This window comes from Arsenophonus nasoniae DSM 15247 (assembly GCF_000429565.1).
Lineage (GTDB): Bacteria > Pseudomonadota > Gammaproteobacteria > Enterobacterales > Enterobacteriaceae > Arsenophonus > Arsenophonus nasoniae.
On record NZ_AUCC01000087.1, the window covers coordinates 1 to 11765 of the forward strand.

Consider the following 11765-nt stretch of genomic DNA (forward strand, 5'->3'; position numbering starts at 1 on the left):
AGGCTTTGGATTTACAGGTTTGACAAAAGAAGCGTGAATGAGAGCATTCAGGTGAAGAACAGCAATAACGGCGAACGCCCATAGCGCAGGTGCTGCAGGCGAGCATCTTTTCGACAGAGAGTAGTTGCCATTCATCCACGTGATTATTTTCGATGAAAAGGTTCCATCCGTCATCGTATTGAAATAGCAGTTTTGCAGGTCTGGGGATGTACATAGAGCAGAGTATAAAAGACGAGAAGGGAATTGCCTAGAAATAGAGCGCCTTTGCCGCGATGCTCACGCCAAAGGCGTGCTTATGTTCTTGAAAGAGGAATTAACCGGACAGGGCTATCAGTTTGTTGCAGCCGGTCAAAACGGCCAATCGGAAATAAAAGGCGTACCCACCGATATTTTCTCCAGTCGTCGCAAGGAAATCATTGCAGCGGTTGGGGAAAAGGCAACCGCAAAACAAAAAATGGTAGCCACTTTAGACACCCGCCAGAAAAAAGATTTCTCCAATATTGAAACCGTCCGTCAGGAATGGAAACAAAAGTTACAAGCCACCGGATTTGATAAAAATGCCATCATTAAACCGGTGATACATGAAAAAATCGACCGTCAGCAACACATCACGCTGCAACAAGCCGTTAAAAATGCTATTCAGTCACTGGAAATTCATCACCATAGATTCACCTATGACAAACTCTTAACGCAGGTGATTAATCAGATACCTTATGAATCGGGCATGATAAACCGCTTAAGAGCAGAAATCGGAAAGTTTTTGGATAAGGGCGATTTAATTCCCGTTAATAGAGAAGGTACTGCCTTTACAACCGCCCATCAGTTAAAAGCAGAAAACGCCGTAGCACAGCTAATAACTGGCTTAAACGCCAAAGAAAGTGGATTAAACTCAACACAAACCAACCCATTGATAACCAGTCTGGTAAAAAATAATGCAGCGGTAAATTTTGTCAATGTAAAAGGCGACGCAAATCACCATCTTAGCACGCTTTCCCAGATTCAGACGCTGGCGAAGGAAAATCGACAGCGCCATATTATTGTCGTGCCAAATGTGACAACCAAAAAAAATTTGGTTGCCGAGCTTAAAAATGACATGAATGTAATGACCTTAAAAGACATCGAACAGAATGAAAAGATAGGGCTGGATAAGATGAAAGCCCTGCTGCAAACCGTAAACCACCACGGAGCCACCGCGATTATTTTTGATAGTGGCGTGGGGTCACAGACAGGATTGACGAAAGAGATTGCCAGTAACCTCACTATCCCAACAATTAACTGTCATCAGGTTAATACCAGCAAACAGCTTTATTTTGTCGAAAAAGTGGACAAAAGAGACAGAGCACCGCTCGCGGCAAACTATTATTCTCGGTTACACGCCACCAACAAGGAGGCTATCATTCAGACAGCGAGTAATAAACTGAATGCCGAAATAACGCATAAAGTTCGTAACACATTAATAGAAAAAGGATTGTTGCCATCGGAATCTGTCACCATCTCAACGCGAAAATCGGTGTTTCTCGATGCCTCAAACAGTAACAACCGCAATACCTATCAGGTCGGCAATCAATTAGAAAAAATAAACGGCGAGCAGAAGAAAACCTTTTTAATTAAGGACATCGACAAAAAGACCAACACCCTTGTTTTATTAAATAGTGATGGCTGTTATACGCAACTCCCTATCAATAAAATATCAAATCACTATCAGCTGTATAAGACCGAAACCCTAGAACTGCGGATGGGCGATAAAGTAAAATCAGAGGGGCGATTTGGTGACAATATTCCTGCTGGCAAAGCTTTTACCGTTAGCCAGATAAGAAAAGGAAATTTTTTGTTTCGGGATAAAGTCATCCTTGAAGATAATAACGGCAAGACCTTTTCCTTTTCACCGAAAACCGAAGTCCCATTAGCGTACCATTATTGCGAATCGTTAGGAAAGAGCTTATCAAAAACCAAAACGGTGATTGCTATCACCAATGACCGAGAACTCAACGATAGCAAGATTAATCAGATTAAGCGCAGTGGGAAAACAGTTATTGCCATCACCGGACACGATAAAGCCACCATTGATAAAAAAATGGCCTTTAACGATGTAAAAATGGAAACCATCAGTGCAGAAAAAATCGACTTTTATAAGGTAATAAATACCCAGACCGCAAAACAAAATCCGCAATCTGATATACAAAAAGCCATCGAGATTGCTATCGATAAAGTAACCGGTTCAAAGGTCTTTTTTAATGGTGCAGCAGCCATCACAAAAGCGGTTCAGTTATTACCTCATACACCCATTGAACAGATTGCCGCTCAGTTTGAAAAACAGTTAAAACAAGGCGATTTTATCGCTATTGATGGCAGTTTTAACACACTGATGGGGAATTTTATTGAAAAATCAACCTTTGAGAGAGAATCACTCATACTTAAACAGATTTTAAAAGGTAAAAATACCCAGTTACCCCTGATTAAACAAAATTTGCCTATTGATACCACTGGACTCACACAAGGACAACAAAAAGCCGCAGAGAAAGTCTTGCGTTCCTCTGACCAGATTATCGCCATTCAGGGTTATGCGGGAGTGGGGAAAACCACCCAGTTTAAAACCGTGGCAAAATCCCTCAAACAGAATCGACCCGACATCACGCTAATGGGACTCGCACCCACCCACAAAGCAGTGGTAGAACTTAAAGAAGCCGGTATTCCATCACAAACCATTGCCAGTTTTCTGAATGAAAATAATACCGAAACCAACTTTAAAAATACCCTGTTTATCATTGATGAAAGCTCAATGATAGGCAATAAAACTTATGCTAATTTACTAAAAACCATTACTGAAAAATCAGGGCGTATTGTACTGTCAGGCGACCGGCAACAACTTAAGTCTTTTGAAAGTGGCGTACCATTTAAAGTAACGCTAGAGCGCAGTGCCGCAGACACCGTAGTGATGCGGGAAATTGTTCGACAAAATCCGGAATTAAAACCGGCAATCGAAGCGGTAATAGCGGGCAACATCAAACAATCGCTAGCCGTCATTAACAGCGTACCGCCAGATACCATTACGCGGATAAAAAGTAGCGATACCCCCACCCATTCAGTGGTTGACCTTAAAGGGAAAACGCAGGAGAAAAAAATAACCACAATTGTAAAAGATTTCACTAGTAGAACAAAAGACGCACAGGATAATACCCTGATTGTCACGCCATTAAACCGTGACCGAGCCGCGATTAATGAAGCGATTCACCAAACACTTTATCCGGATGACAAGCAAAGCCTGACTATCCCCACCTTGCAACGCATTAATCACGCTGCCGCTGACCTCAAAACCGTGGATTTTTGGCAAATAAACACCGGAAACATTGCTAAAATCAATCAAACCTATTATCACATTAACGAAACGTCATCAGATGGCACCCTTTCACTTTATCAGTCCGACAATCAGCAGGAGCATTATCTGTCAGTTATGACCCTTAATCCGGATACCGTTACACTGTATCAAGCGAATACGATAACCGTCAGTCCAGGTGAAAAAATCAGGCTAACCGTTACCGATAAAGAACGCATGGCGGCAAATAATGAGATAGGGATAGTGAAAAAAATTGAAGGCGATACCTTGTTACTTGATTTTAATGGCAAGACATTAACCTATCAACCCAATCAAGAGATGAGCGACCGGCATCTTGATTATACCTATGCCGTTACCGCTTATGCTTCACAAGGTGCATCCGTGCCTTATGTGATTGTGTATGATGGGGCGAGTGACAACAAAGCGAAACTGGCCGCGCTGGATAATACCTATGTCGAATTCTCACGTAGTAAAGCCCATGTTCAGGTTTATCTGGACGATGCCGAAAAATGGATAAAGCACATTGAAACCCATAGCGGTGAGCGCTTTTCAGCTCATGATTTTATCAAACGTCAGGATGACCAACGCGCAGTGAGTGAAAAAACCTTGTGGGAACAGAGTAAAGTTATCACCCAAACCGCATTAGCGAAAAAAGTAGACACCATAATCGCAGAGGCAGGAAGATTAAGCACACTCAATAAACCCCCTGAAATATTATTGCCGGTTGTTAATGAAAATGGTATTCACCGCGGCAACTACCATTTGCCGGTGGGGATTTATACGGGCAATATTGATTTTGAAAGAGCCCGCTATCAGGGTGCTAAAGAGGGTAAGTACATTATCCTCCAGAAGGGCGATGAAAGTGTCGAACCCAAAACCTATCAGACTAATCAGTTACCAGGCGTACTACAACAAAAAGAAACTGATACTACCATCGTAGTAGAAATTACGCAGGAAAAAGAGAAATTTAACGAATTGGCAACTACAGTAGAAGAAAGTCTTTCCATTGATATGGACAAAGCGTTAAACCTTGACATCAATGATACATTACTTAAAGATGAAGAGAGCAAATTACCTGAGAATGTTGATGCTGAAAGATTGATGAATGCCGATGAATTTTCCTTGCCAACCGAAGACAATCTATCGATAGATGAGGTAGACTCCGATAAAGAATCTAAACGATTAGATAACGATGAAGTCAATATTTTGCATCATGAAGAAAAACAAAAAATTAAAGAAAAAGAGTACGGTGATTAACTCATTGCGTTAATGTGTAGTAGCTAAAAGCTGATTTGACAGATATTGTATAAATGATCGATAGTTAACTAATAATACAGTCCTTTGCTCGCATAATATTGAGGTTACTAAAACCTAATTTCTAAACAAATGAAGTCTGCATCTTCGGGAGAAAAGAGATGCTAAAAACATTATTAACCTCTGATGTTGTTCAAGTGCTCCAAAATACAAAAGATTGGGGTGATGCAGTAATCAAATCCTGTCAGCCATTAATTGATAATGGTTCAATTGAACCCCAATACGTGGAAGCAATTATTCAATCTCACAAATCTATTGGGCCATATTATGTTGTAGGACCTGGCATCGCTATGCCTCATGCCAGACCGGAAGATGGCGTAAATAAACTTTCTTTAGGACTAACTGTAATCAAAAATGGGGTTAATTTCGATGTAAATGAAAATGATCCCATCAAATTACTTTTTGTTCTTGCAGCAACAGACAGCAATAGTCATATTGACGCTATCGCTCAACTTTCAGAGCTTTTTGATAATCAACATGACGTAGAGAAGTTAATGAATGCAGATAATATAGAGGATATTTTATCTGTCATCAGCAAATACTAACTAATAGACTAAAAATAAGGATAGTATGATGAAAATCACCGTAGTTTGTGGAAATGGCTTAGGTACTAGTCTGATGATGGAAATGAGCATTAAAACGATCCTGAAAGACCTTGGCATCGAAGCTAATGTTGATCATGTTGATTTAGGATCAGCAAAAGGAACTCAAAGCGATATTTTTGTCGGTACGGCTGATATTGCAGAACAATTGGTTGCACAAGATGTGAATGGAAAAATTGTCTCGTTAAACAATATGATAGATAAAACTGCAATGAAAGAACGTATATCAGCTGCATTGATTGAACTAGGGGTGCTGTAGGGGGCAATATGACATTTTTTCGTTTCCTGATGCAAGATGTGTTATCTGAACCAGCTATTCTGGTCGGTTCTATCGCATTAATTGGATTAATCATACAAAAAAAACCGTCACTGAATGTATTAAAGGTACCGTAAAAACCATTATGGGGTTTGTTATTCTGGGTGCTGGGGCAGGGTTAGTTGTTAATTCATTAGGTTATTTTTCAGCAATATTCCAACTTGCATTTAATATTCATGGCGTTGTACCGAATAATGAAGCCATTGTTTCTATCGCACAAAAATCTTTTGGTAAAGAAATGGCGATGATCATGTTTTTCTCTATGGTTATTAATATTTTCATTGCTCGTTTTACGCCTTGGAAATTTATTTTCTTAACGGGTCACCATACCTTATTCATGTCAATGATGGTTGCGGTTATTCTGGCGACGGCTGGTTTTGAAGGGTCTATGTTGGTGATGATTGGTTCCTTAGTAGTCGGTTTTTGTATGGTGTTCTTCCCTGCCATCGCTTATTCATATGTGAAAAAAATCACAGGATCCGATGATGTTGCTATTGGTCACTTTTCAACTATTTCTTATGTATTAGCGGGTTTTATTGGTAGTAAATTTGGGAATAAAGCCCATTCTACAGAAGAAATGAATGTACCTAAAAGTCTACTATTTTTACGCGATACACCCGTTGCCATATCTTTTACTATGGCCATTATTTTTCTTATTACCTGTTTATTTGCCGGAGATGAACAGGTCAGAGAAATAAGCGAAGGGAAAAGTGGATTTATGTTATCACTAATGCAATCTATTACGTTCGCTGCCGGGGTTTATATTATTCTACAAGGTGTTCGTATGCTGATAGCTGAAATTGTGCCAGCATTTAAAGGGATCTCAGATAAACTAGTACCAAATGCAAAACCTGCATTAGACTGTCCGGTTGTTTTCCCTTATGCGCCAAACGCTGTTCTTATTGGATTCTTAAGTAGTTTCACAGCAGGTGTTATTGGTATGTTCATCTTGTATACACTTAATATGACTGTGATTATTCCAGGGGTCGTTCCTCATTTTTTTGTTGGCGCAGCAGCGGGAGTATTCGGGAATGCAACTGGTGGACGTCGAGGGGCTATTTTAGGCGCTTTTGCTCAAGGTTTATTAATTACCTTCCTGCCTGTATTCTTATTACCTATACTTGGAAATGTTGGTATTGCCAACACAACATTTAGTGATGCTGATTTTAGTGCTGTTGGAATATTATTAGGAATAATTGTCAGATAATCCAGCATCCCTCTATATCGGCGGCATTTTTTCTAAATGAGGGGTAATACGATTTTATTAAAGAATCTTCTTTGAAAACAGTACTATGATTCATTGAACGCGATTTTTAACCGTGCTAATAACCATGTTTTTCGTTTAATCGAGTTCTGTTTGTTGATAGCGAGACTAAGTGCTTTCTTTTGTCCAATGATAACCACCATTTTTTTACCTCTGGTGACCCCGGTATAAATCAAATTCCGTTCAAGCATAAGATAGTTCTGCATGGCTATCGGAATCACAACACAAGGATATTCAGAGCCCTGGCTCTTATGAATGGTTGTTGCATAAGCTAAGGATATCTCATCAAGCTCATTAAAATCATACCGGATTGTTCTGCCATCAAAATCGATGATCATTTCCGATTCAACCGTATCAATTAACGTAATAATTCCGATATCACCATTAAAAACATCTTTATCATAATTATTCACTAATTGAATAACTTTATCACCCAAAGAAAGCGTCCGGCCATAACGTGTCACCTTCGAGGAAATGTCATTATTATTAAGCTGAGATTGTAACATGTCATTAATACTATGCGTACCAATTCCGCCCCTATTCATTGCAGTTAATACTTGGATATCCCTGACAGGATCAAATCCAAACCGCATCGGTAATCGATGTAAGATAATATTTAGAAGTTTATTTTTGATATCTTCAATATCTTCAGAATGAATAAAGAAAAAATCACTTTCCTCACCTTTTTTTACAATTTCAGGGAAACGTCCCATATTAATAGCATGAGCACTGGTGATAATCTTAGAACAAGCTGATTGCCGGAATATTTCGGTTAATCGACTAACAGGGATTTGCTGACTGTGAATAACATCAGATAAGACATTCCCTGGTCCTACCGATGGTAGCTGATCGATATCCCCCACCAACAGCAACGCTGAATGGTCAGGTAATGCCCGTAACAATTTATTCATCAATACAATGTCAATCATTGAGGATTCGTCAACAACCAGTAATTCAGTATCAATAGGGTTATCAGCATTGTGTTTAAAATCAAATTGTGAGGGATCAAAATCCAGAAGACGATGAATCGTAGTGGCATTTTCTCTGGTTGATTCACTCAATCGTTTAGCAGCCCGTCCAGTTGGCGCACAAAGCGTCGGTTTTATTCCTTTAGTTTTTATAATATCTAGGATACTGTTAATCACTGTAGTCTTACCAACGCCAGGCCCGCCTGTTATGACACTCACCTTGCTGTTTAAGGTTTTTTCGATAGCGGTCTTTTGCGAGTCGGATAGCATTATCTTATTTTTTTTCTCAACCCAAGGAATGGTTTTTTCAAGGGCGATATTATCCCAAGGAAGTTTTCCAGAAATCAAGCGCTTTAAATGACCCGCAACGCCTTGTTCAGCAAAAGCCAATGACGACAGAAATACCCAGATTTCATTTTCAACTGATTGTAAAACCAGCCGGCGTTCTGTTAATTCAATCTCAATGGCCTGGCGTATAATGTCTTCATGAATATTCAGTAGGCGATGGGTTTTATTAATTAATGCTTCTTGTTCTTCTGCACAATGTCCCTGATTAGACAATTCCTGTAAAACATGCCGGATACCGGCTTGAGCACGGATCAGAGATTGTGTATCAACGCCTAGGTTTTGTGCGATTTGATCTGCTGTTTTAAACCCAATACCATAGATATCAATCGAGAGTTGATAAGGATTCTCGCGTACTTTAGAAATTGCCGATTCACCGTAGGTTTTATATATACGAACGGCTCTTGAAGTTCCGACCCCATGAGATTGTAAGAAAACCATAATTTCCCTGATTACTTTTTGTTCTGCCCAGGCAGAACTAATCTTTTGCTGGCGTTTTTTTCCAATGCCTTCAACTTCAAGTAATTTATCAGGGTGGTGTTCAATAATATCAAAAACATCGGCACCAAAGGACTTGATAAGTTGTTTGGCAAAAACGGGGCCTATCCCTTTGACCATCCCTGAACCTAAATATTTTTCCATGCCTTCCAGAGTGGTAGGAATAATAGTTTTTATATGATTGGTTTTAAATTGTAGACCATAATTAACGTCGTTAAGCCAGATACCCATACATTCAATATATTCCCCTGCAGTAATAGAAGCAGTATTACCCGTTACAGTAATTAAATCTTTATGTCCGGAAACCTTAGCTCTAATGACAAAAAAACCAGAAGCTTCACTATGAAAAGTGACGCGTTCAACAACACCTTCAAGGGATTGCGGTGATTGAAATTGACTATTTTGCATGAACTATCTCAAGGGGAATTGTAATTAAAAATTAGCCTTTAGAATTTTTACTCATTCTATCAATATAAGCCATACCAAATGCAGAGACAACAAAAGCTAAATGGATAATAACACACCACATTATTTTATTATCCGCCACTTTTTCTGCTTCCATAAAAAGTCGTAAAAGATGAACTGAAGAAATGGCGACAATCGATGAGGCCACTTTATTTTTAATGGAATTAACATCCATTTTTCCCATCCAACTTAATTTTTGATGTTTATCATCGATGGTCATTTTTAAAATAAAGTTTTCATAACCTGAAAACATAACCATAACTAAAAGCCCACCAACTAACGCAATATCAATCAGTGATAAAACTTTTAATATTAATCCAGATTCGGAAATAGTAAAAAGTTCTGGGATGACATCACTTATCTGCTGAAAAAATTTTAAAGTGAGTAAAATAAATCCAAATGACAACCCAATATAGACAGGAAATAATAACCATCTTGATGCATAGATGATTTTTTCAATAGATTTTTCCATTCTTTTACCCCTCCCTTATTTTAAATTTTTATCCAAATTATCAAAGATATTATTTCCGTTTAAAAAAATAACTCAGCTTATATTCTATCTCTTCCAGATACTTTTTATGATTTTCATCTGACATATATAATGAAGTTTTTTCTTGATTTTTCTTCGTTGCATAAAACAAAAGATTTTCCATAAATTCTATCTTTAAAACGGATTGAGCAATTAAAGCAAGTTTATCATCTAGCGTAATTTGTGGTTCTTCATTGTCTTTATTCGCCTTTCTTTTTTGCATAACAAGGCAACCAATTTTTAACATCTCCATCGCAATAACAGTGCGATTTGAAGTAGAATTAGGTTCACCATCGGTGCGTTTATCTTCAACGAATTCGTCTATTTGCTTCAGAATAGAATCAGGTATGGGTAAAGATAAGCGATATTTGTTTTTAACTTTTTCCATGAAAAAGAACCTTAATGATTATATAATGAATATTATTTTACATTAAAATACAATTTAATAAAGAATCTTTTAAGATTCTAATAAGAGTCTATATAGAATCTATCTTTTTAAATAAATTAATTATGCGGTAAAATCAGTATATTAATTAAAAAAACAAAAGAATCATTTAAGAATCTCAAGGGACTCTTATTAGAGTCTTTTAATATAATATTTATATAAAACATAAGGATGCTATAAAGATTCTTATTGGAATCTATATAGATTCTATATTTAATAAATAAAAATATATAATTCAATAAAAAAATAATATATTTCATATAATTAAAACAAAATATATATTTTGCGTGTGGTATGTAAGTTAGTGGTAGAAAAAGCGGATTGAGGGAGATAAAGTTGAAAATGATAATTGGAATATCTTTAAAAAATCTTTTTGCTTTATAGGGGCGACAATATGCCGAATTGTTCTGTTTTTGAATAAAGAGCGACGTGATGAAAATTAAAAATTTACTGTGGCTATTTTGTCTTGTTATCTCAAAATTATCGCTTGCCGATTGCTTTGATAAAGCAGGAAGTTATTATCAAATTGACCCCGATTATTTAAGAGCGATTGCCAGACAAAAATCAAACTTTAATCCCCAGGCAAAAAACAAAAATAAAGATGGCTCGTTTGATTTAGGGGTGATGCAAATTAATAGCAAAACCTTCAACGCCATTAAAAAAGAATATCCTACATTATCTGAAAATGACTTAATCAATCATCCTTGTTTAAATATTCATATTGGGGTAATGATTTTAAGTCGTAACTTTGCTACTTACGGTAAAAATTGGTTAGCCGTTGGTATGTATAACGCGGGAATGCGAAATACCAATACCTCAATTAAAAATCGTTTCCACTATGCCAGAAAAATTTATCGACATTATCAGAAAATAAAATCGGTAAAAATGAATGAGGATAAAATTTACGGGTCGTTGGAATAAACAAAGTCTTAAGAAGGCAATTTGTGAGGCGATTGAAGAATTGCAATTTTATGACATTGAATTTCTTTCAGGCGTTAATCTTTATTTTCATGGGGAAAATATTCATTTTGAGAAGATTGAAATTAAGAATAAAAATGATGATCCTGTTATGTTTATTTATGATAATAATATTCCGGTTATAAAACCACGCAAAAAGAAAAGAAGGAAAGCACCCGTTATCAGCCTTGCGGATTTTAAAAAAGATAAATAATAAAATAACTGGGCGGATAGACCGCCCTTTATTTTCTCTTTAAGCAACACGACGAGTACGCAAAGCAGCAATACGTTGTTGACCAATGGCATGATATTCAGCAAGAAGCTCAATACCAATATAACGCCGTCCGGAAAGCGCAGCAGCAATACAGGTAGAGCCAGAACCCGCAAACGGATCGAGTACAATTGCGTGAGGTTGCGTAAAAGATTCTATGAGTGGCTGTAAACTACTGACAGGCTTTTGAGTTGGATGATAAAGATTGCCTGTATATTGCCATGACTGTACGTCTCTCATTGGCTTGACGGGCATCACAGGACGGCCTTTCGCCAGCAGATAAGCATTTTCGTGGCTGTGCCCTAAAAAACCAGTTTTTGACGTATAACGTTTCTTGAAAACGAGATGACCAACAATACGGAAGCCGGATTTTTTCCACGCATCAACAAATTTTTCAACCCGATTCCAGCTGTAGTGGTCTAATAAAACTGTAGAGATTTATAGCTTATAATTAAGC

At 37.6% G+C, this 11765-nt stretch carries 9 protein-coding genes and 2 pseudogenes; 6 read left to right on the plus strand and 5 right to left on the minus strand.

What is annotated here, in order from left to right:
* The coding region (locus G468_RS24485) for a transposase zinc-binding domain-containing protein (RefSeq protein ID WP_211229671.1) at nt 1–214 on the minus strand (214 nt) is incomplete at its 3' end.
* 81 nt (nt 215–295) lie between these two features.
* Here G468_RS24485 and G468_RS0113975 point away from each other — a divergent pair.
* The 4 genes and pseudogenes from G468_RS0113975 to G468_RS21115 all read left to right on the plus strand — a co-directional run bounded on the left by G468_RS0113975 (nt 296) and on the right by G468_RS21115 (nt 6773).
* A complete protein-coding gene (locus G468_RS0113975) occupies nt 296–4591 on the plus strand; it encodes an AAA family ATPase (RefSeq protein WP_026823636.1) in 4296 nt (1431 codons plus the stop codon).
* 158 nt (nt 4592–4749) lie between these two features.
* A complete protein-coding gene (locus G468_RS0113980; protein WP_026823637.1) occupies nt 4750–5193 on the plus strand; it encodes a PTS sugar transporter subunit IIA in 444 nt (147 codons plus the stop codon).
* A gap of 28 nt (nt 5194–5221) precedes the next feature.
* Nucleotides 5222–5509 (plus strand): PTS sugar transporter subunit IIB, encoded by a 288-nt coding sequence (locus tag G468_RS0113985; RefSeq protein ID WP_026823638.1) that lies wholly within the window; start codon nt 5222–5224, stop codon nt 5507–5509.
* 8 nt (nt 5510–5517) lie between these two features.
* Nucleotides 5518–6773 (plus strand): annotated as a pseudogene (locus G468_RS21115) (PTS ascorbate transporter subunit IIC).
* 83 nt (nt 6774–6856) lie between these two features.
* On the opposite strand, the gene recD2 reads toward G468_RS21115, so the two are convergent.
* The 3 genes from recD2 to G468_RS0114005 are packed head-to-tail and all read right to left on the minus strand — an operon-like array spanning nt 6857 to nt 10023.
* Complete coding sequence (gene recD2, locus G468_RS0113995; RefSeq protein ID WP_026823639.1) at nt 6857–9049, minus strand: SF1B family DNA helicase RecD2; 2193 nt, start codon at nt 9047–9049, stop codon at nt 6857–6859.
* Nucleotides 9050–9080: 31 nt separating this feature from the next.
* Nucleotides 9081–9578 carry a TIGR00645 family protein gene (locus G468_RS0114000; protein ID WP_026823640.1) on the minus strand — a complete coding sequence of 166 codons (498 nt, stop codon included), beginning with the start codon at nt 9576–9578 and terminating at the stop codon, nt 9081–9083.
* Nucleotides 9579–9627: 49 nt separating this feature from the next.
* Entirely contained in the window at nt 9628–10023 is a 396-nt protein-coding gene (locus G468_RS0114005) for a hypothetical protein (protein ID WP_026823641.1), read from the minus strand.
* Nucleotides 10024–10512: 489 nt separating this feature from the next.
* Between G468_RS0114005 and G468_RS21120 the strand changes: the two genes are divergently transcribed.
* Complete coding sequence (locus G468_RS21120; RefSeq protein WP_051297123.1) at nt 10513–11001, plus strand: lytic transglycosylase domain-containing protein; 489 nt, start codon at nt 10513–10515, stop codon at nt 10999–11001.
* Nucleotides 10970–11251, plus strand: coding sequence for a hypothetical protein (locus G468_RS0114015; RefSeq protein WP_026823642.1), 282 nt, complete (start codon nt 10970–10972; stop codon nt 11249–11251). Before G468_RS21120 ends, G468_RS0114015 begins: the two co-directional genes overlap by 32 nt.
* Before the next feature lie 39 nt (nt 11252–11290).
* Here the strand turns inward: G468_RS0114015 and G468_RS21125 are convergent.
* Nucleotides 11291–11722: pseudogene (locus G468_RS21125) on the minus strand (DNA methyltransferase); the annotation flags it as partial.
* Nucleotides 11723–11765 lie beyond the last annotated feature (43 nt).

Excerpts from the sequence above, each read along its gene's own strand:
- G468_RS0113975 (WP_026823636.1), top strand. The coding sequence starts at position 296 with ATGTTCTTGAAAGAGGAATTAACCGGACAGGGCTATCAGTTTGTTGCA.
- G468_RS0113980 (WP_026823637.1), top strand. The coding sequence starts at position 4,750 with ATGCTAAAAACATTATTAACCTCTGATGTTGTTCAAGTGCTCCAAAAT.
- G468_RS0113985 (WP_026823638.1), top strand. The coding sequence starts at position 5,222 with ATGAAAATCACCGTAGTTTGTGGAAATGGCTTAGGTACTAGTCTGATG.
- recD2 (WP_026823639.1), bottom strand. The coding sequence starts at position 9,049 with ATGCAAAATAGTCAATTTCAATCACCGCAATCCCTTGAAGGTGTTGTT.
- G468_RS0114000 (WP_026823640.1), bottom strand. The coding sequence starts at position 9,578 with ATGGAAAAATCTATTGAAAAAATCATCTATGCATCAAGATGGTTATTA.
- G468_RS0114005 (WP_026823641.1), bottom strand. The coding sequence starts at position 10,023 with ATGGAAAAAGTTAAAAACAAATATCGCTTATCTTTACCCATACCTGAT.
- G468_RS21120 (WP_051297123.1), top strand. The coding sequence starts at position 10,513 with ATGAAAATTAAAAATTTACTGTGGCTATTTTGTCTTGTTATCTCAAAA.
- G468_RS0114015 (WP_026823642.1), top strand. The coding sequence starts at position 10,970 with ATGAGGATAAAATTTACGGGTCGTTGGAATAAACAAAGTCTTAAGAAG.